Source organism: Corynebacterium sphenisci DSM 44792 (genome assembly GCF_001941505.1).
Lineage (GTDB): Bacteria > Actinomycetota > Actinomycetes > Mycobacteriales > Mycobacteriaceae > Corynebacterium > Corynebacterium sphenisci.
Genome location: NZ_CP009248.1, coordinates 228,363 through 246,537 on the forward strand (window position 1 = coordinate 228,363; position 18,175 = coordinate 246,537).

The 18,175-nt window shown below is 73.4% G+C and carries 19 protein-coding genes; 15 read left to right on the forward strand and 4 right to left on the reverse strand.

The window, feature by feature from the left end; translation table 11 throughout:
• The first annotated feature begins 26 nt into the window (after positions 1-26).
• The 8 genes from CSPHI_RS01010 to CSPHI_RS11965 all read left to right on the forward strand — a co-directional run bounded on the left by CSPHI_RS01010 (position 27) and on the right by CSPHI_RS11965 (position 7,379).
• Positions 27-839, forward strand: a complete 813-nt coding sequence (locus CSPHI_RS01010) for a succinate dehydrogenase cytochrome b subunit (protein WP_075691098.1) — start codon at positions 27-29, stop codon at positions 837-839.
• A gap of 19 nt (positions 840-858) precedes the next feature.
• Entirely contained in the window at positions 859-2,871 is a 2,013-nt protein-coding gene (locus tag CSPHI_RS01015; protein WP_075691099.1) for a fumarate reductase/succinate dehydrogenase flavoprotein subunit, read from the forward strand.
• Positions 2,871-3,620, forward strand: a complete 750-nt coding sequence (locus CSPHI_RS01020) for a succinate dehydrogenase/fumarate reductase iron-sulfur subunit (RefSeq protein ID WP_075691100.1) — start codon at positions 2,871-2,873, stop codon at positions 3,618-3,620. The genes CSPHI_RS01015 and CSPHI_RS01020 overlap by 1 nt, the downstream gene beginning before the upstream one ends.
• A gap of 43 nt (positions 3,621-3,663) precedes the next feature.
• Positions 3,664-4,050: an LPXTG cell wall anchor domain-containing protein gene (locus tag CSPHI_RS01025; protein WP_075691101.1), complete on the forward strand. Its 387-nt coding sequence runs from the start codon at positions 3,664-3,666 to the stop codon at positions 4,048-4,050.
• Positions 4,051-4,238: 188 nt separating this feature from the next.
• Positions 4,239-5,633 (forward strand): DUF445 domain-containing protein, encoded by a 1,395-nt coding sequence (locus CSPHI_RS01030; RefSeq protein ID WP_084210163.1) that lies wholly within the window; start codon positions 4,239-4,241, stop codon positions 5,631-5,633.
• 83 nt (positions 5,634-5,716) lie between these two features.
• Entirely contained in the window at positions 5,717-6,730 is a 1,014-nt protein-coding gene (locus CSPHI_RS01035) for a hypothetical protein (protein WP_075691102.1), read from the forward strand.
• A complete protein-coding gene (locus tag CSPHI_RS01040) occupies positions 6,727-7,071 on the forward strand; it encodes a DUF2516 family protein (protein ID WP_075691103.1) in 345 nt (114 codons plus the stop codon). Before CSPHI_RS01035 ends, CSPHI_RS01040 begins: the two co-directional genes overlap by 4 nt.
• Positions 7,072-7,166: 95 nt before the next feature.
• The gene (locus tag CSPHI_RS11965; protein ID WP_075691104.1) at positions 7,167-7,379 is read left to right on the forward strand and encodes a hypothetical protein; all 213 of its coding nucleotides are present in this window, start codon (positions 7,167-7,169) and stop codon (positions 7,377-7,379) included.
• Positions 7,380-7,404: 25 nt separating this feature from the next.
• On the opposite strand, the gene purU is transcribed toward CSPHI_RS11965, so the two are convergent.
• Positions 7,405-8,319 carry a formyltetrahydrofolate deformylase gene (gene purU / locus CSPHI_RS01050; RefSeq protein WP_075691105.1) on the reverse strand — a complete coding sequence of 305 codons (915 nt, stop codon included), beginning with the start codon at positions 8,317-8,319 and terminating at the stop codon, positions 7,405-7,407.
• Positions 8,320-8,356: 37 nt separating this feature from the next.
• Here purU and CSPHI_RS01055 point away from each other — a divergent pair, with 37 nt between their 5' ends.
• Positions 8,357-9,061: a beta/alpha barrel domain-containing protein gene (locus CSPHI_RS01055; RefSeq protein WP_075691106.1), complete on the forward strand. Its 705-nt coding sequence runs from the start codon at positions 8,357-8,359 to the stop codon at positions 9,059-9,061.
• Here the strand turns inward: CSPHI_RS01055 and CSPHI_RS01060 are convergent.
• Together CSPHI_RS01060 and CSPHI_RS01065 are read right to left on the reverse strand one after the other, a co-directional pair.
• Complete coding sequence (locus tag CSPHI_RS01060; RefSeq protein ID WP_075691107.1) at positions 9,046-9,864, reverse strand: LmeA family phospholipid-binding protein; 819 nt, start codon at positions 9,862-9,864, stop codon at positions 9,046-9,048. The two genes, CSPHI_RS01055 and CSPHI_RS01060, sit on opposite strands and share 16 nt — an antisense overlap.
• A 101-nt stretch (positions 9,865-9,965) precedes the next feature.
• Positions 9,966-10,466 (reverse strand): DUF2505 domain-containing protein, encoded by a 501-nt coding sequence (locus tag CSPHI_RS01065; protein ID WP_075691108.1) that lies wholly within the window; start codon positions 10,464-10,466, stop codon positions 9,966-9,968.
• A 23-nt stretch (positions 10,467-10,489) separates the two neighbouring features.
• On the opposite strand from CSPHI_RS01065, the gene CSPHI_RS01070 reads away from it, so the two are divergent.
• Positions 10,490-11,632 carry a UDP-N-acetylmuramate dehydrogenase gene (locus CSPHI_RS01070; protein ID WP_075691109.1) on the forward strand — a complete coding sequence of 381 codons (1,143 nt, stop codon included), beginning with the start codon at positions 10,490-10,492 and terminating at the stop codon, positions 11,630-11,632.
• A gap of 60 nt (positions 11,633-11,692) precedes the next feature.
• Here the strand turns inward: CSPHI_RS01070 and CSPHI_RS01075 are convergent, their stop codons facing one another.
• Positions 11,693-13,429, reverse strand: a complete 1,737-nt coding sequence (locus tag CSPHI_RS01075) for a long-chain-fatty-acid--CoA ligase (RefSeq protein WP_075693592.1) — start codon at positions 13,427-13,429, stop codon at positions 11,693-11,695.
• Positions 13,430-13,540: 111 nt separating this feature from the next.
• On the opposite strand from CSPHI_RS01075, the gene mshA reads away from it, so the two are divergent.
• The 5 genes from mshA to CSPHI_RS01100 all read left to right on the forward strand — a co-directional run bounded on the left by mshA (position 13,541) and on the right by CSPHI_RS01100 (position 18,164).
• Positions 13,541-14,845 carry a D-inositol-3-phosphate glycosyltransferase gene (gene mshA / locus CSPHI_RS01080; protein ID WP_075691110.1) on the forward strand — a complete coding sequence of 435 codons (1,305 nt, stop codon included), beginning with the start codon at positions 13,541-13,543 and terminating at the stop codon, positions 14,843-14,845.
• Between the two features lie 34 nt (positions 14,846-14,879).
• Entirely contained in the window at positions 14,880-15,452 is a 573-nt protein-coding gene (locus tag CSPHI_RS01085) for a type III secretion system chaperone family protein (RefSeq protein ID WP_075691111.1), read from the forward strand.
• 36 nt (positions 15,453-15,488) lie between these two features.
• On the forward strand, positions 15,489-16,235 hold the full coding sequence (locus tag CSPHI_RS01090) for a phosphoglyceromutase (protein ID WP_075691112.1): 747 nt from the start codon (positions 15,489-15,491) through the stop codon (positions 16,233-16,235).
• A 79-nt stretch (positions 16,236-16,314) separates the two neighbouring features.
• Entirely contained in the window at positions 16,315-17,478 is a 1,164-nt protein-coding gene (locus CSPHI_RS01095; RefSeq protein ID WP_075691113.1) for a sensor histidine kinase, read from the forward strand.
• A complete protein-coding gene (locus CSPHI_RS01100) occupies positions 17,475-18,164 on the forward strand; it encodes a response regulator transcription factor (RefSeq protein ID WP_075691114.1) in 690 nt (229 codons plus the stop codon). Before CSPHI_RS01095 ends, CSPHI_RS01100 begins: the two co-directional genes overlap by 4 nt.
• Positions 18,165-18,175: the final 11 nt, after the last annotated feature.

Sequence of the window (18,175 nt, forward strand, 5' to 3'; positions counted from 1 at the left end):
AAGGTGAAAGTGACACTGGAGGTGCCATGACTGTTACGAGTTCCGACCGTGAAGCGCTCGCTCACGGCAAAATCACGACCAAACCACTGCGTGAGCAGCCGAAATTCCCGTCCTGGGCCCTGAAGCTCATCATGGCCGTGACGGGCGTCCTCTTCGGCCTGTTCGTCATCGTCCACATGGTGGGCAACCTGAAGATCTTCCTCAACGAGGAGCACTTCAACGCCTACGCCGTGTTCCTGCGCTCGGTCGGTGCGCCGGCCGTGCCGACCGAGGGCGTGCTCTGGATCTTCCGGATCGTCCTGCTGGTCGCGCTCATCCTGCACGTGTACGGGGCCTTCGCCCTGCACGGCCGGGCCCGGCGCTCCCGCGGCAAGTTCCGCCGCCAGGGGATGGTGTCCAACTGGAACACCTTCACCGCCCGCTCCATGATCGTCACCGGCGTGGTGCTGCTGGCCTTCATCATCTTCCACATCATGGATCTGACCCTGGGCGTCCAGCCCATCGCCCCGCAGCCGTTCGGGCATCTCGACGCAGAGACGATCAGCTCCATGAACCCGGAGGCCGCGGCGGCGGCGCTGGCGAGCGCGGAGCACGGCGGCGCCTACGGCAACGTCATCCGCTCCTTCTCCCGCCCCGCGGTGGCCATCTGGTACATCATCGCGCAGCTCGCGCTGCTGATGCACCTGTCCCACGGGCTGTGGACCGCGACCAGCGACCTGGGCATCACCGGGCACCGCTGGCGCAAGGTGCTGCTGTTCCTGTCCGGCCTGATCCCGCTCCTCGTGGTGGTCGGCAACATCTCGATCCCGGTCGCCGTGCTGACCGGCCTGGTCAGCTAGGGCGAAGGAAAGAAAAGCAATGACTGCAGAAGCACTCATCAAGGAGTTCCAGGCCCCGGCCTCGTGCGTGGAGGGCGTCAAGATCGGCGACGTCATCGGGGACAACAGCCCCGGCGACAAGGTCTCCCAGCGCGAGCACTGGAACTACCAGAAGGACCACTACAACCTCGTCTCGCCGCTGAACCGGAAGAAGTTCCGGATCCTGGTCATCGGCACCGGCCTGGCCGCCGGCGCGGCCGCCGCCGCCCTCGGCGAGCTGGGCTACGACGTGAAGGCGTTCACCTACCATGACGCCCCGCGCCGGGCGCACTCCATCGCCGCCCAGGGCGGCGTGAACTCCGCCCGCGGCAAGAAGGTGGACAACGACGGCGCCTACCGGCACGTCAAGGACACCGTCAAGGGCGGCGACTTCCGCTGCCGGGAGAACGACTGCTGGCGGCTGGCCGACGAGTCGGTGCGCGTCATCGACCACCTCAACGCGATCGGCGCCCCCTTCGCCCGCGAGTACGGCGGCGCCCTGGCCACCCGCTCCTTCGGCGGCGTGCAGGTCTCCCGCACCTACTACACCCGCGGCCAGACCGGGCAGCAGCTGCAGCTGTCCACCTCCTCGGCGCTGCAGCGCCAGGTGGGCCTGGGCAACGTGGAGCTGTTCACCCACAACGAGATGGTGGACATCATCGTCGCCGACGGCCGCTGCCAGGGCGCGGTGATGCGCAACCTGATCACCGGCGAGCTCACCGTGCACACCGCGCATGCGGTGGTGCTGGGCACCGGCGGGTACGGCAACGTGTACCACATGTCCACCCTGGCGAAGAACTCCAACGCCTCGGCGATCATGCGGGCCTACGACCAGGGCGCCTACTTCGCCTCCCCGTCGTTCATCCAGTTCCACCCCACCGGCCTGCCGGTGAACGCGTACTGGCAGTCCAAGACCATCCTCATGTCGGAGTCGCTGCGCAACGACGCGCGGATCTGGACCCCGAAGAAGAAGGGCGACGACCGCCCGGCCAACGACATCCCCGAGGACGAGCGGGACTACTTCCTGGAGCGCCGCTACCCGGCCTTCGGCAACCTGGTGCCCCGCGACGTGGCCTCCCGCGCCAACGCGCAGCAGATCAACGCCGGCTACGGCGTCGGCCCGCTGAAGAACTCGGTGTACCTGGACCTGCTGGACGCGATCCGGGAGCTGGGCAAGGACACCATCAAGGAGCGCTACTCCAACCTCATCCAGATGTACGAGGAGGCCATCGGCGACGACGCCTACGAGGTGCCGATGCGCATCGCCCCGACCTGCCACTTCACCATGGGCGGGCTGTGGAGCGACTTCGACCAGATGACCTCCATCCCCGGCCTGTTCACCGGCGGGGAGTGCTCCTGGACCTACCACGGCGCCAACCGGCTGGGCGCGAACTCGCTGCTCTCGGCCTCCGTGGACGGCTGGTTCACGCTGCCCTTCTCGGTGCCGAACTACCTCGGCCCGCTGCTGGGCACCGACCGGCTGCCCGAGGACGCCCCCGAGGCCCTGGAGGCCGTGGAGCGGGTGCGCACCCGCCTGGACAAGCTGATGTCCATCGGCGGCAGCCACGGCGCCGAGTACTTCCACCGCCAGCTCGGCGAGGAGCTGTACCGGGTGTGCGGCGTGGCCCGCAACACCAAGGACCTCGCCGAGGGCCTGCAGAACATCCGCAAGCTGCGCGAGGAGTTCTGGGCGGACCTGTTCATCCCGGGCAACCCCGACGAGATGAACCAGCAGCTGGAGTACGCCAACCGGGTCGCGGACTACCTCGACCTGGGTGAGCTCATGTGCGTCGACGCCCTGGACCGGGACGAGTCCTGCGGCGCGCACTACCGCGACGATCACATCGACGAGGAGGGCGAGGCCGAGCGCGACGACGCCAACTGGTGCTTCGTCTCCGCCTGGCAGCGCGGCGACAACGGCCCCGCCTGGGACCTGAAGTCGCATGAGTTCATCCGCCACGCCGAACCCCTCAGCTTCGAGGCCGTCCCGCTCATGACAAGGAACTACAAGTAATGAAACTGCATCTTGAGATCTGGCGTCAGGCCGGCCCGCAGACGGAGGGGCACTTCGAGACCGTCGACGTTGACGACGCGGTCCCGGAGATGTCCATCCTGGAGCTGCTTGACCACGTCAACTCCAAGTACGTGGAGGCGGGCAAGGAGCCCTTCGCCTTCGCCTCCGACTGCCGTGAGGGCATCTGCGGCACCTGCGGGCTCAACGTCAACGGGCGCCCGCATGGCCCGGGCAAGAACACCCCGGCCTGCCAGCAGCGGCTGCACCAGTTCGACGACGGCGATTCGCTGAAGATCGAGCCGATGCGCTCCGCCGCCTACCCGGTGATCCGGGACATGGTGGTGGACCGCTCCGCCCTGGACCGGGTGATGGAGAAGGGCGGCTACGTCTCCGTGGCCGCCGGCACCGCCCCGGACGCGGACACCCTGCACGTCAACCACGAGACCGCCGAGCTCGCCCTCGACCACGCGGCCTGCATCGGCTGCGGCGCCTGCGTCGCGGCCTGCCCCAACGGCGCGGCGCACCTGTTCACCGGCGCGAAGCTGGTGCACCTGTCGCTGCTGCCGATGGGCAAGCAGGAGCGCGGGCTGCGCGCCCGGAAGATGGTGGACCAGCTGGAGACCACCTTCGGCCCCTGCTCGCTGTTCGGCGAGTGCGCCGAGGTCTGCCCGGCCGGCATCCCGCTGACCGCCGTCGCCTCCATCTCCAAGGAGCGGGCGCGTTCGGCATTCCGGGGCAAAGACGACTAGGCTGAGAATTCACTGAGTCGGTTCCCAAGGAAGGACTGAAAATATGGCCAGCAAGGTCGCTGAGCGGTACCCGGGCGAGGAGCACTTCGTCGAGGGATACGTGCCGCAGAGCATGAACGCCGAGTACTCGTCCCTGCACCGTAGCGTCACCTGGATCGGCATGGGCTGCATCCTGAGCTCGCTGCCCTTCTGGGGAACCTTCGTCTTCGGCCTCGCGGTGACCATCTTCGGCACCCACACCTCGCACAACCAGGGCTACATCGACATGCAGGGCCAGGTCGTCGGCGCCGGCGCCGACTTCAACTCCCTGTGGTTCCTCTGGGGCGGCCTGATCGGCGCCCTGCTGATGGTCACCATCGGCGTGCTGCTCATCAAGAAGGGGCGCAAGAACTACAAGGAGTACCTGCGCACCTACGGCGGCCACCACTAGGCCCGCCCCCGCTCGTCGGGCGGCGCACGCCGCCGGCCGGCACCTCCAGGGGCCCCGCCCCCGACCGCGCGACCGCGGCCGGCGGCGGGGCCCCGCCGCATCCGCCGGTCCCCCCCTTTTCCGGGGGGACGCGCCCGGGCGGCGGGCCCCCGCGCGACCGGGGCGCCCCGGCGGCGATAATGGGGCCCATGGCCCGACACGCCCAGCCCGATCCCGCCGCGCCCGCCGCCCCCGCCGACCCCCCGGACGGGGCCGGCGCCGCGGACCCGGCGCCCCGCGCCGACGGCACCCTGCCGGTGCCCGGGCCCTCCCCGGAGAACGAGGCCCGCAAACGCGCCGAACTGCGCCGATCCAAGGCCTTCGCCACCGGGCTGCTGGTCGCGGCGACGCTCATCTACCTCGGCTGCCGTTGGGCGGAGGCCTCCGCGCACGCCGCCGGGGCCCGGCCCGAGGCCTGGGTGGGTTACGTGCGCGCCGCCGCGGAGGCCGGCATGGTCGGCGCCCTCGCCGACTGGTTCGCGGTCACCGCCCTGTTCCGGCACCCGATGGGCATCCCCATCCCGCACACCGCGATCATCCGCCGGAAGAAGGACCAGGTGGGCGCGGCCCTGGCCGATTTCGTCGGCGCCAACTTCCTCAACCCGGCGCTCATCGTGGACAAGGTGCGCCAGGCCGACATCCCGGAGCGGGTGGGCGACTGGCTCACCGAACCCGGCCACCCCGAGCAGGTCAGCGCCGAGGTGGGCCGCTTCCTCGGCAACGCCCTGGAGGCGATGGACCCCGCCGACGCGGAGCTCATCATCCGCACCGGGCTCATCGACCGGCTCGCCGAACCCGCCTGGGGCCCGCCCGCCGGCCGGGCCCTGGCCCAGCTCATCGAGGAGGGCCGCACCGAGCCGGTGATCCAGCAGCTCGCGGACTGGCTGCACCGCAAGGCGATCGGCGCCGGGCCGCTCATCGACCGGGTGCTCGGCGAACGCGCCCCCTCCTGGGCCCCGGCCTTCGTCAACGACCTCATCGGGGAGCGGGTGCACCGGGAGCTGGTGGACTTCGCCCGGGGGGTGCGCCTGGACCCCGAGCACGAGGCCCGGGCCGCGATCCGGCGCTTCCTGGCCCGGCTGGCCCGGGATCTGCAGGAGGACCCGGAGACCATGGCGCGGGTGGAGGAGCTCAAGGCGGAGCTGATGGACTCCCGGCCGGTGACCGCCGCCCCGGAGCGGATCTGGGCGGCCACCGCGACGGCGGTGGTGGCCGCCGCCCGGGACCCGGAGTCGCTGCTGCGCCGCAAAATCGCCGAGGCCGCCGCGGCCTACGGGGCGCGGCTGCGCGCGGAGGGGGAGCTGCGCGCCGCCATCGACCGCCGGATCGAGTCGGCGGTGCACTTCATCGCGGTGAACTACGGCGGGGAGGTCACCTCCATCATCTCCGAGACCGTGGAGCGCTGGGACGCCGACGAGGCCTCCTCCAAGATCGAGCTCATGGTGGGCCGGGACCTGCAGTTCATCCGGGTCAACGGCACCGTGGTGGGCTCCCTGGCCGGGCTGGCGATCTACACCGCCTCCACGCTGCTCTTCGGCGGCTGAGCGGGCGGCCCGGCGGCGGCCCCGCGTAAGGTGGGGTGCGTTCGACCACCCATGCGCCGCCGGCGCCGACCCGAGGAGGGGCCATGACCGACCGCGAAGACTTCCGAGACGACGCCGGCGCCCATGAGGCGCCCGGGACCGGCGAGGACGCCGCCGGCGGGGCCGCCGGCCGGGAGGCCGGCGCCCGCGGCGCCCTGGACCTGGTGACCACCGGCTTCTACGCCTGGATCGGCGCCGGGGCGCGCACCGTGGAGCTGCTCGGCGAGATCGGGGAGCGGGTGCGCTCCGAGGAGGCCGCCAAGGACGCCCGGGAGCGCGCCGCCGCCGGCGCCGGCCGGCTCGGCGAGCAGTCCCGGGACGCCTTCCGGCGGGCCGTGTCCGCCGCCCAGGAGGCCTTCGACGAGGCCCTGGACGCCACCCGGGAACGCGGCGACGCCGCCTTCGCGAAGGCCGACGCGCTGCCCGACGACGTCGCCGAGCGCCTGGCCAGGCTCCGCCCGGAGCAGCTCCGGGAGGTCGCGGACAGCTACCTGGAGACCGCCTCCCGGCTCTACCGGGATCTCGCCGAGCGCGGCGAGCGCGTGGTGCAGGAGACCATCCCCGGCGGACCGGCCGCGGGCGACGCCGCCGAGGCCCCCGGCGGGGCGCACCGGGACCGCGCCCGCCGCGGAGCCGGCGGCGGCTTCGGCCGGATCGTGGATCCGCTGGGCATCGCCGGGCTGCTGCGCTCGGCCCGCACCGGCGACGCCGCCGGGGCGGAGCGGCTGGCCGGCAATGTCGAGGAGCTCGCCCGGGAGGCCACCCGGCCGCTGCGCGAGGCCGGGGAGCAACTGCGCCGCCGGATGGACGACGAGGGCGTCACCGAGCAGGTGCAGGACGCCCTGCGCCAGGCCGCGGACGTCACCGAGGCGCTGCTCGGCGCGCTGCGCGCCCAGGCCGAGGCCGGGGCCGCGGACGCGGCCGCCCGCGCCGCCCGGGCCGCCGACGCCGCCGCCGGGACCGGGGAGGCCGAGGAGGTCGAGGTGGTCGAGGTGATCGACGTCGACGTCGACGAGGAGCCCGGCGCCGCCGGGGCCGCGGGGGAGGACGCCCGGTGACGCTGCCGCTGCTGCCGCCCGGCGGGGACCTGCTGATGGTCCTGCCGGCCTGGATCGAGCTGTTCTTCCGGATGCTGGTGCCCATGGTGGTCGGCATCATGGCGCTCATCGGCGTGGTGCTGGTGCTGCGCACCCGCCCCGACGCCTTCACCGCCGCCGACCGCAAGCCCCGCGGCACCTGGGCGGGCCTGCTCGCCGGCTGCTCGATCTTCCTGATCTTCCCCTGGATCGGCTGGCTGATGCTGGGCATCCCGGTGATCGCCTCCCTGGTGATCACCGGCATCTACTGGCTCGACGTGCGCCCCCAGATCAAGGATCTGCTGGCCAACGCCCAGGGCTGAGGCCCCGGGGCCGCCGGCGATCCCCTTGTCCGGTCGGGGGGGGCCGTTATCCTCGGGTCCGTCCATGATGTCGATCAGGGAAGGACCGGTGCCCGATGAGCGCCGACGACGATTCCGGAACCCGGCGGCGGCTGGTGTTCGCCAGCGTGTTCCTGGTGGTGTTCTTCGGGCTGCCCGCCCTGGTGCTGCCGGTGCTGGGCGGGGTGTTCTCCGCGAACCTCGGCCAGGTGGAGCTGATCCTCACCGTGGTGCTGGCGGCGGCCGCCGCCTTCTTCGCCGCCCGCTGGGCGGCCCGCGGGGTGCGGTAGCCCGCCGCGCGGGCCGGGGGCGGGCCTAGTCGAAGACCACGGTGCGGTTGCCGTAGACCTGCACCCGGTCCTCCAGATGCCAGCGCAGCCCCCGGGCGAGCACCTGCTTCTCCGCGTCCCGGCCCTCCCGCTGCATATCCCGCGGGGTGTCCTTGTGCGAGACCCGGATCACGTCCTGCTCGATGATCGGGCCATCGTCCAGATCCTGGGTGGCGTAGTGGCAGGTCGCCCCGATGAGCTTCACCCCCCGCTGATGGGCCTGGTGGTAGGGGCGGGCGCCCATGAAGGAGGGCAGGAAGCTGTGGTGGATGTTGATCGCCCGGCCCTCCCACATCTCGCACAGATCCGGCGGCAGGATCTGCATGAACCGGGCCAGCACCACCGCATCCGGATCATGGGCGTTGACCAGCTCGGCGACCTCGTCGAAGGCGCGGCGCTTGCCCACCGCGTCCGGGGGGAAGGGCACGTGGTGGAAGGGGATGCCGTGCGCGGCGGCCAGCGGCTCCAGGTTGCGGTGGTTGCCGATCACCGCGCACACCTCCATCGGGTAGTCGTTCTGATCCACCCGGCCGAGCAGGTCCTGCAGGCAGTGGCCCTCCTTGGACACCAGGATCACCGCCTTCTTGCGCACCGCGTTGTCGGTGACCCGCCAGCTCACCGGCTTGCCCTCCTCGCCGAGCTCCTCGACCAGGGGGCGCAGCGCCTCGACGACCTCCTCCCGGGTCATCTCCAGGGGCTCGGCGCGCACCGCCTGCCGGGTGAAGAACCAGCCGGACTCCGGGTCGGAGAAGAAGTGCGCCTCGGTGATCCAGGCGCCGATGCCGGCGAGGAAACCGGAGAGCTTCGCGACGATGCCCGTGGAATCCGGGCATCCGAGGGTGAGGATGTACTGGTGTTCCTGGGGCGCGAGCGCGGGCTGCGCCAGGGGCGATGCGGTCATTCCCCGCAGTGTAGTCCGCGGATTAGGCTGGGTGCCCATGAACCCCGCGCCCCCCGATCGCGTCGATCTCGCCCTGCTCGACCCCGCCGCGCCCGCCGCGGACCTCGCCGCCGCCGCGGCACGCGCCGCCGCGGCCGGCTGCGCCGGGGTGCGGGTGCCCACCGCGGCGCTGGGCCCCGTCGCCGCGGCGCTGCGCGCCGCCGGCGCCGACCCCGCCCCGCGGCTCGGCGCGGTGGCCGGGTTCCCGCTGGGCCGCTCCGATCTGCTGGTCACCGCCGCGGAGGCCCGGCTGGCCGCCGACCGCGGCGCCGGTGACGTGGCCTTCGTGGCGGATCCGGCGGCCACCGCCGCCGGGGACGCGAACGCGGTGCTCGCCCAGACCGTGGCGCTGCGGGAGGCCGTCGCCGCCCCGGTGCAGCTCACCGTGGTACTGGAGACCGGGCTGCTCACCGGCGGGGCGGCGGCCGGGGAGGCCCTGGCCGCGGTGGCGGCCGCGGCGGTCGCCGGCGGGGCGGACGCCCTGGCCACGGCCACCGGCTGGCATCCGGCGGGGGTGGGCGGGCCGGCCCAGCTGCGCATCCTCGCCCGGGCGGTGGCCGAGGCCGGGGCCGGCGGCCGGGTGGGCCTCATCGCGGTGCGCGAGGGCGGCCGCGGGCCGGTCGCCGGGGCGCCGGCGGCGGCGGAGCTGCTCGCCGCCGGGGCGCATGTGGTGCAGGAGGGGCCGGGCTACCTGGTGGCGTAGTCGATTCCGCGCAGCTCGGACAGGCGCACCCCCGAGCCGGCCAGATCCACCTCGAGGCCGCCGGGGACCACCCGGATCCCGGTGACGGTGAGCCCGCCGCCGATCTGGGCCACCGGCCCGGACACGGCCGCGTCGGCCAGGGCCGCGATCACCGCGTCGGCGTCGATCCCGGCCAGGGCGCCCCCGGAGACCTCGGCCTCCACCGCCCCGCCGCGGGCGACCGGGGTGACGTCGGCGGAGGCCAGCCCGCCGCCGAATTCGCAGACCAGCACCCCGCGGGCGGGGTCCGGGGTGACCTTCGTCATCCGGGTGAGATCGGCGGCCATCCGCTCCAGCAGGGAATCCCCGGCCGGCCGGGTGGCCAGGTTCGCCTCGGCGAGGATCAGATCCGCGGGCACGCTCGCGGTGATCTCCACCCCGCCGGCCACCGGATCGGCCGCGTCGGAGACGTCGAGGTCGGTGAGCAGCACCCGGGCCGCCGGGGTGCCGCGCACCACCGGCGCGCCCCGTTCGCCGAGGGGGTCCTCGATGAGCAGGGTGCGCGGGGCGCGGATCTCGGCGCGGCCGATGCTGCGGGAGAGCAGCCCGGGCAGCAGCGGGGCGGCGCCGAAGGAGGTCTCCGGGTCCTCCGGGGCGGTCACCGACTCCTCGGCCATCGCCTGCCGGAAGCCCTCGTCGATCTGGTGGGACACCCAGGCGCGGGCGCCGATTTCGGCGGCCGCGGCGATGAGCGCCACCACCACGAGCAGTCCGATCAGGATTCCGGCGGCGCGGCCGGGGCGGGTCTTGTTCTTCGCATGCACCCCGCCCAGTCTACGGAGCCGCCCCGGCCATGCCGCGGCGCCCGCCGCGCCGGCCATGGGGGCCGGGCGGCGGGCGCCGGGGGAGGGGCGGGGCGCCGGGTCTAGTTGCGGCCGGCGTACTCGTCGAGCAGCTTCGCCTCGCGCTCGAAGATGGCCTTGACCGCCTCGGCGACCTTCGGCTCGAGCATGGCGCCCATCATGGGCACGTTGACCACCACGTCCACCCCGGTGGCCAGGGCGGCGCCCTCGCCGGAGGCGGTGAGGTCCTGGGTGCCGGTGAAGGACACCGGGAAGCCCTTCACCTCGGCGTTGACCGTGGCGGAGGCGGCGTCGCCGCTCAGCGGGCCCCAGGTGATCCGGCGGTTGACGGTGAGATCGGACTTGACCATGGACTTCACCGCGTCCGGCAGCGCGTCGGTGGGCATCTTCTGGTTGAGTTCCACCTCGACGTTGTCGCCGGAGGCGTCGAAGGAGACGACCTCCCCGGCGGGGTCGGAGAGGTTCTCCGCGAGGTAGGTCCAGTACTCGTTGGAGGCCAGGGCCTGGTGGACCTTCGCCGGGGAATTGTCGAGGGTGACGTCGATGTCTGCGTGGTTAGCCATGCCGCGATACTAACGTGGGGGACGTGCCCGAGACAGCCCTTCACCGGATTTCCGCCATATCGGAAACGAAAATTATCCGCGATCTGCCGTTCTCGCAGCTCACGACCCTGCGCCTCGGGGGTGCCCCCGCGGCGACGGTGCGCTGCGGCAGCCTGGACGCGGTGGTCGCGGTGGTGCGCGAACTCGATTCCCGGCGGGTGCCGGCGCTCATCGTCGGCGGCGGCTCCAACCTGGTGGTCGCCGACGACCCCGGCGATCTCGTCGCCGTGGTGATCGACGCCGACCGGGTGGAGGTCCGCGCCGAGGGCGACGGGTTCCTGGTGGAGGCCGAGGCCGGGGCGGAGTGGGACCGGGTGGTCGCGCAGGCGGTGGCCGCCGGCGCCGGGGGCGTGGAATGCCTCTCCGGGATCCCCGGATCCGCCGGGGCCACCCCGGTGCAGAACGTCGGCGCCTACGGGGTGGAGATCTCCTCCGTGCTCGCCGAGGCGCTGCTGCTGGACCGGGCCACCGGGGAGGTCGCCTGGACCCCGCCGGCGGCCCTGGAGCTGGGCTACCGCAGCTCCAACCTCAAGCACACCGCCCGGGCGGTGGTGCTCGCGGTGCGGCTGCGGCTCACCGGCGACGGGCTGTCCGCCCCGCTGCGCTATGGGGAGCTGGCCCGGCGGCTGGGCGTGGCCGCCGACGAGGCCGCCGCCGGCCGGGCCCGCCGCCCGGTGGCCGAGGTGCGCCGGGAGGTGCTGGCGCTGCGCCGGGGCAAGGGCATGGTGCTCGACCCGGCGGATCACGACACCTGGTCGGCGGGCTCCTTCTTCACCAACCCGGTGATCGACGCCGCGGCGCTCGGTGAGGTGCGCGCCGCGGTGGCGGCGCGCTGCGGGGCGGAGGCGGCCGCGGCGATGCCCGCGCACCCGGCGAGGGCGGGGCGGGTGAAGCTGTCCGCGGCCTGGCTCATCGAGCGCGCCGGCTTCGGCCGCGGCTACCCCGGCGAGGGCGCCCCGGTGCGGCTGTCCACCAAGCACACCCTGGCGCTGACCAACCGGGGCGCCGCGCGCACCGCGGACCTGGTGGCCCTGGCCCGGGAGGTGCGCGACGGGGTGGCCGCCGCCTTCGGGGTGCGGCTGCACCCGGAGCCGGTGTGGGTGGGCGTGGCCATCGACGGGGACTGACCGCCGCGACCGCGCACGCCACGCGCCCCCGCGCCCGGGGCGGGCGCGGGGGCGCGGGGGTCAGCGGCGCAGATCGTCGGCGGTCTTGCCCTCCGCGGCGAGGCGCTCGACCAGCACATCGCGCACATCCCGGCGGCGCACCTTGCCCATCTGGTCCCGGGGCAGCTCATCGAGGTGGAAGTACGCCTTCGGCACCTTGTACCGGGTGAGGTTGTCCCGGCAGTGGTTGCGGTACTCGGAGGTGTCCAGCCGGGCGTAGTCCCCGATCGTGATCGCGGCGACCACCAGCTCGGAGCCGTCCGCCAGGGGCAGGCCCACCACCGCGGCGTCCACGATGCCCGGATGGTCGGTGAGCACCTCCTCCACCTCGGCGGGGTAGACGTTGAACCCGCCGGTGATGATCACCTCCTTGATCCGGGCGACCAGCCGGATGAACCCGTCCGGCTCCATCACCCCGACGTCCCCGGTGCGGTAGAACCCGTCCGGGGTGAAGGAGGCGGCGGTCTCCTCCGGCAGGTTGAGGTAGCCGGCGAAGACCTGCGGCCCGGTGACCACGATCTCGCCCTCCTCGCCATGCGGCAGCTCCCGGGCGGGATCCTCCGGGTCCACGATCTTGACGTCGGTGTCCGGGAAGGGCACGCCCACGTAGCCGGGCCGGCGGTTGCCGTCCATGGTGTTGCCCACGATGATCGGGGAGGTCTCGGTGAGGCCGTAGCCCTCCACCAGCTTGCCGCCGGTGAGCCGCTCCCACTTGTCCACGGTGCGCACCGGCAGCGTGGAGGCCCCGCAGAAGGCGAAGCGGATGCCCTCCAGGCTGTCCCCGCGGCTCTCCGCCTCCTCGATGATCTTCTCGTAGAGGGTGGGCACCCCGGGCACCCAGGTGGGCCGGTTGCGCTTCATCACCTTCATGATCAGGTCCATCTTCGCCGCCGGCACCAGCACCAGCTCCGCGCCGACGTAGACGCTCACGTTGGTGACGATGGTCAGCCCGTAGGCGTGGAACATGGGCAGCACCGCCAGCGCGATCTCGCGCTGCTCGCCCAGGCCCGGCACCCAGGCCTTGCCCTGCATCACGTTGGCGACCAGGTTGCCGTGGGTGAGCTGGGCGCCCTTGGGGGCGCCGGTGGTGCCGGAGGTGTACATGATGACCGCCACGTCATCGGCGGCCACCGGCCGGTCCGGTTCCGGCATCGGCGGGGTCTTCGCCGGATCGGCGTCCCCGGCGAAGACGCCCGGCCGGGTGCGCGGGTCGGGGCTGCCCAGCTCGGCGCGGGTGGCCTTGAGCTTGCCGAAGGGCAGCCGCAGCGCGGTGCGCAGCGCCCAGGGCATGTCGTCGATCATGTTGATCGGCAGGATGGTCTCCAGGGGGGTGGTCCTGGCCACCTCGTCGAGCACCGGGGCGGTCTTGTCCCAGCAGATCGCGATTTTCGCGCCATGGTCGGCGAAGGGCCCGCGCAGCTCCCGGGCGGTGTAGAGCGGGTTGTGCTCCACCACGGTGGCGCCCAGGTTGAGCACCGCGAGATAGGCCACCACATGCTGCGGGCAGTTCGGCATCACCAGCGCCACCCGGTCGCCCTGGCCCACGCCCAGGGAGCGCAGCACGCCCGCGGCATGCCGGACCTGGGCGTCGACCTCGGCGAAGGTGCGGCTGCGGCCGAAGAAGGTGAGCATCGGCCGGTCCGGCCAGGTGCGCACCGCGTCCCGGTACAGGTCCACCAGGGTGGTGTCGCCGTAGTCGAGGTGGGGCGGGGTCCATTCCGGGTAGTGCCGCAGCCAGATGCGGTCGGCGTCGGACATCTCGGACATCGGTTCGTCTCCTGGTGCCTTCGGGTACGGGGTCGCGGAATCGTGGGCCATCCTACGCGCGCGTAGGTTGTCGGGCCGGGGGATGCGGGGCAGGCTGGGGGAATGGCCCCCACCACCCCACCCACGGCGCCGCGCGTCGCCGTGCTGTCCATGCACACCTCGCCCCTGGAGCAGCCCGGCACCGGCGACGCCGGGGGCATGAACGTCTACATCCTGCACACCTGCCTGGAGCTGGCCCGCGCCGGCGCGCGGGTGGACGTCTACACCCGGGCCACCCGGCCCAGCCAGGGCGAGGTGGTGGAGTACGCGCCGAATATGCGGATCATCAACGTCGTCGCCGGGCCCTACGAGGGCCTGGCGAAGGCGGAGCTGCCCACCCAGCTGGCCGCCTTCGCCGGCGGGGTGCTCGCCTTCGCCCGCCGGGAGGGGCTGGCCTACGACGTGATCCACTCCCACTACTGGCTCTCCGGGCAGGTCGGCTGGTTGCTCCGGGACCTGTGGCGGGTGCCGCTGGTGCACACCGCGCACACCCTGGGCGCGGTGAAGAACCAGGCCCTGGCCGAGGGCGACCGGGCGGAGCCGGAGTCGCGCCGGATCTGCGAGCAGCAGATCGCCGACAACGCCGACTCCATGGTGGTCAACACCGAGGAGGAGCGCGCCGCCCTGGTCGACCACTACGACGCCGACGCGACCCGGATCGAGGTGATCCCGCCGGGGGTGGACGTGGAGATGTACTCGCCGGGCTCGGATCGGGCCACCGAACGCGCCCGCCGGGAGCTGGGCATCCCGCTGCACGCGGACATCGTGCTCTTCGTCGGCCGGCTGCAGCGGCTCAAGGGCCCCCAGGTGCTGCTGCGCGCCACCGCCGAGCTGCTGCGCCGGGACCCCTGCCGGCCGCTGGGCACGCTCATCTGCGGCGGGCCCTCGGGCACCGGCCTGGACCGGCCCGACGAGTTCCTGGACCTCGCCGCGGAGCTGGGCCTGGGCGCGCACGCGAGGTTCCTGCCGCCCCGGCCGCCCGGGGAGCTGGTCTCGCTGTACCGGGCCGCGGACGTGGTGGCGGTGCCCAGCCACAACGAATCCTTCGGCCTGGTCGCCATGGAGGCCCAGGCCGCAGGCACCCCGGTGGTCGCCGCGAAGGTCGGGGGCCTGGCGGTGGCGGTGGCCGACGGGGTCACCGGGCTGCTGGTCGAGGGCCATGATCCGGCCCGCTGGGCGGACGCCATCGGCGGCCTGCTCGACGATGACGCCCGCCGCCTGGAGATGGCCGCCGCGGCGCCGGCGCACGCCGCCGGGTTCTCCTGGCGGGCCACCGCCGAGGCCCTGCTGGGGGTCTACAATCGGGCCATCGCCGACCGCGCCGCCTGCGGCGGCGACTGCCCCCGACACGGCGGCGGCCGGATCTGACGCGGTCCCGGCGCGCCGCGGGAGAGGAGCCCCGATGAGCCCCGACCGGCCCGAGGACGCCCTGGCGGAGCTGTCCGCCCAGCTGACCCGGATGGGGGTGGAGCACACCCTCGCCGACCCGGCGGCGGTGGTCACCCTGCCGGGCACCCGGAAGCTGAAGACCGTGGTGGGCCTGGTGCCCGGCCGGGATTCGCTGCGGGTGGAGGCCTTCGTCTGCCGGCGCCCCGAGGAGAACGCCGAGGAGGTGCACCGGCTGCTGCTGCGCCGCAACGGCCGGATGTTCGGCGTCGGCTACGCCGTGGACGCCCGCGGGGACATCTACCTGGTCGGGCAGCTGCCCGCGAGGCTCGCCGACGAGGACCTGGACCGGCTGCTGGGCCAGGTGCTGGAGGCCGCGGACGGGGACTTCAACCTGATCCTGGAGCGCGGCTTCGCCTCCTCGATCCGCCGGGAGTGGGCCTGGCGGGTGGATCGGGGCGAGTCCCTGGCCAACCTCGCCGCCTTCCGGCACCTCATCGACGACGACGCCGCCGGGGATGCCGGGGATGCGGGGCCGGGCGGCGGCGCAGGTCGGGCGCATGGCGGCGGGGCGCCGCTGCCCGAGTAGCGGCGCGCGGGGACGATTTCGGGCACAATAGGCGGTATGAGCACCGGAAACCTGATTCTCCTCCGTCATGGCCAAAGCGCGTGGAACGCGTCCAACCAGTTCACCGGCTGGGTGGACGTGCCGCTGACCGACAAGGGCCGGGCGGAGGCCGTCCGCGCCGGTGAGCTGCTGGTGGAGGCCGGGCTGAAGCCCGAGGTGCTGTACACCTCGCTGCTGCGCCGCGCCATCAACACCGCGCACCTGGCCCTCGACGTCGCCGACCGGCTGTGGATCCCGGTGGTGCGGGACTGGCGCCTCAACGAGCGCCACTACGGCGCCCTGCAGGGCCTGAACAAGGCCGAGACCAAGGAGAAGTACGGCGAGGACCAGTTCATGAGCTGGCGCCGCTCCTACGACACCCCGCCGCCGGAGCTCGCCGACGACTCCGAGTACTCCCAGCACGATGACCCGCGCTACGCGGCCCTGGACGAGGTGCCGCGCACCGAGTGCCTGCTCGACGTGGTCAAGCGGTTCATCCCCTACTACGAGGCGGAGATCCTGCCGCGGCTGAAGCGCGGGGAGACCGTGCTCGTCGCCGCGCACGGCAACTCGCTGCGCGCCCTGGTCAAGCACCTCGACGGGATCTCCGACGAGGACATCGCCGGGCTGAACATCCCCACCGGCATCCCGCTGGTCTACAAGATCGACGACTCCGGGGCGGTGACCAACCCGGGCGGCGACTACCTCGACCCGGAGGCCGCCGCCGCCGGCGCCGCCGCGGTGGCCGCCCAGGGCGGCAAGTAGCCCGCGGCCGCCCCCGCGCGCCCGCGCCCCGGCCCCGCCGCACCCGGCGGGGCCGGGGCGCGGGCGTTATGGTTTACCCGTGATCGAGCTCCTCGCCGCCGCCGCCGCGGGCGCGGCCGCCGCCGCCGGCGGGATCGGCGGCGCCGCCGCGCTGCGCCGCCGCCGCGCCGCCCGGGTCGCCGCCGCCCGGGTGCCGGAGCGGGCGGAGCGGGTGAGCACCATCGGCCAGGTGCTGCACCTGTGCGTGCGCGGGGCGCCCACCGGGATCGTGGTGCTCGACATCAGCGAGGACGTGATCCTGTCCAACCCGGCGGCCCATGCGCTGGGCCTGGTGCATGAGCGCACCCCGCACCGGCGGGTGCGCGACACCGCGCTGCGGGTGCTCGACACCGGGGAGCCGCAGACGGTGAACCTGGTCATCCCGCCGCGGCGGGCCGGGGCGGCGGACACCTGCGTGCGCTGCGCGGTGGCCCCGCTCACCGTCGCCGACGACCGCTTCGTGGTGCTCTACGGCACCGACGAATCGGAGCTGGTGCGCATGGAGTCCGCCCGCCGGGACTTCGTCGCCAACGTCTCCCATGAGCTGAAGACCCCGGTCGGCGCGCTGGGCCTGCTGGTGGAGGCCCTGGTGCAGGCCAAGGGCGACCCGGAGGCGGTGGCGCGCTTCGGGGCCAGCCTGACCCGGGAGGCGGACCGGCTCTCCACGATGATCACCGAGCTCATCGCGCTGTCCAAGCTGCAGGGCGCCGAGGCCCCGCCGGATCTGGAGGAGCTGCCGGTGCGCCGGATCATCGAGGAGGCGGTGCACCGGGCCCGGGTCCCCGCCGAGGACGCCGGGATCCCGCTGACCTGGGACTGCGCCGCGGATCTGCGGGTGCGCGGGGACCGGGCGCTGCTGGTCACCGCGGTGGCGAACCTGATCTCCAATGCGGTGAACTACTCCCCGGAGGCCACCCCGGTCACGGTCAGCTGCGCCCGCCCGGATCCGGAGACGGTCGCGATCCGGGTCACCGACCGGGGGATCGGGATCTCCCTGGCCGATCAGGAGCGGATCTTCGAGCGCTTCTTCCGGGTGGACAAGGCCCGCTCCCGGGCCACCGGCGGCACCGGTCTGGGCCTGGCGATCGTCAAGCACGTCGCCGCCAACCACGGCGGGGCCGTTAAGGTGTGGAGCAGACCGGGCACCGGATCCACCTTCACCATCGAGCTTCCCGCGCCCCGGGAGGAAGGACACCCGCAGTGACCGACGTCCTCATCGTCGAAGACGAAGCCGCCCTCGCCGAGCCGCTGGCCTTCCTCCTGGAGAAGGAGGGCTTCACCGTGCGGATCGCCGCCGACGGGCCGACCGCGCTCGCCGAGGTCGACGCCCGCGCCCCGGACATCGTGCTGCTGGACCTGATGCTGCCCGGGATGGGCGGCACCGAGGTGTGCACCACGCTGCGCCAGCGCAGCTCGGTGCCGGTGATCATGGTCACCGCCCGGGACAGCGAGATCGACAAGGTGGTGGGCCTGGAGATCGGCGCCGACGACTACGTCACCAAGCCGTACAGCTCCCGGGAGCTGATCGCCCGGATCCGGGCGGTGCTGCGCCGCGGCGCCGCCGAGGCCGACGCCGGCGAGGGGGCCGCCGACGTGCTCGACGGGGGCCGGGTGGTGATGGACGTGGAGGCCCATGTGGTCACCGTGGACGGGGTGGATACCCCGATGCCGCTGAAGGAGTTCGACCTGCTGGAGTACCTGCTGCGCAACGCCGGCCGGGTGCTCACCCGCGGCCAGCTCATCGACCGGGTGTGGGGCCCCGACTACCACGGCGACACCAAGACCCTGGACGTGCACGTCAAGCGGCTGCGCGCCAAAATCGAGCCGACCCCCTCGGAGCCGGTGCACCTGGTCACCGTGCGCGGCCTGGGCTACAAGTTCGAGCCCTGAGCCCGCGGGGC

What these genes read in the sequence shown, in the direction of transcription:
- CSPHI_RS01010 (WP_075691098.1), top strand. Translation starts at nt 27, where the DNA reads ATGACTGTTACGAGTTCCGACCGTGAAGCGCTCGCTCACGGCAAAATC.
- CSPHI_RS01015 (WP_075691099.1), top strand. Translation starts at nt 859, where the DNA reads ATGACTGCAGAAGCACTCATCAAGGAGTTCCAGGCCCCGGCCTCGTGC.
- CSPHI_RS01020 (WP_075691100.1), top strand. Translation starts at nt 2,871, where the DNA reads ATGAAACTGCATCTTGAGATCTGGCGTCAGGCCGGCCCGCAGACGGAG.
- CSPHI_RS01025 (WP_075691101.1), top strand. Translation starts at nt 3,664, where the DNA reads ATGGCCAGCAAGGTCGCTGAGCGGTACCCGGGCGAGGAGCACTTCGTC.
- CSPHI_RS01030 (WP_084210163.1), top strand. Translation starts at nt 4,239, where the DNA reads ATGGCCCGACACGCCCAGCCCGATCCCGCCGCGCCCGCCGCCCCCGCC.
- CSPHI_RS01035 (WP_075691102.1), top strand. Translation starts at nt 5,717, where the DNA reads ATGACCGACCGCGAAGACTTCCGAGACGACGCCGGCGCCCATGAGGCG.
- CSPHI_RS11965 (WP_075691104.1), top strand. Translation starts at nt 7,167, where the DNA reads ATGAGCGCCGACGACGATTCCGGAACCCGGCGGCGGCTGGTGTTCGCC.
- purU (WP_075691105.1), bottom strand. Translation starts at nt 8,319, where the DNA reads ATGACCGCATCGCCCCTGGCGCAGCCCGCGCTCGCGCCCCAGGAACAC.
- CSPHI_RS01055 (WP_075691106.1), top strand. Translation starts at nt 8,357, where the DNA reads ATGAACCCCGCGCCCCCCGATCGCGTCGATCTCGCCCTGCTCGACCCC.
- CSPHI_RS01065 (WP_075691108.1), bottom strand. Translation starts at nt 10,466, where the DNA reads ATGGCTAACCACGCAGACATCGACGTCACCCTCGACAATTCCCCGGCG.
- CSPHI_RS01075 (WP_075693592.1), bottom strand. Translation starts at nt 13,429, where the DNA reads ATGTCCGACGCCGACCGCATCTGGCTGCGGCACTACCCGGAATGGACC.
- mshA (WP_075691110.1), top strand. Translation starts at nt 13,541, where the DNA reads ATGGCCCCCACCACCCCACCCACGGCGCCGCGCGTCGCCGTGCTGTCC.
- CSPHI_RS01085 (WP_075691111.1), top strand. Translation starts at nt 14,880, where the DNA reads ATGAGCCCCGACCGGCCCGAGGACGCCCTGGCGGAGCTGTCCGCCCAG.
- CSPHI_RS01090 (WP_075691112.1), top strand. Translation starts at nt 15,489, where the DNA reads ATGAGCACCGGAAACCTGATTCTCCTCCGTCATGGCCAAAGCGCGTGG.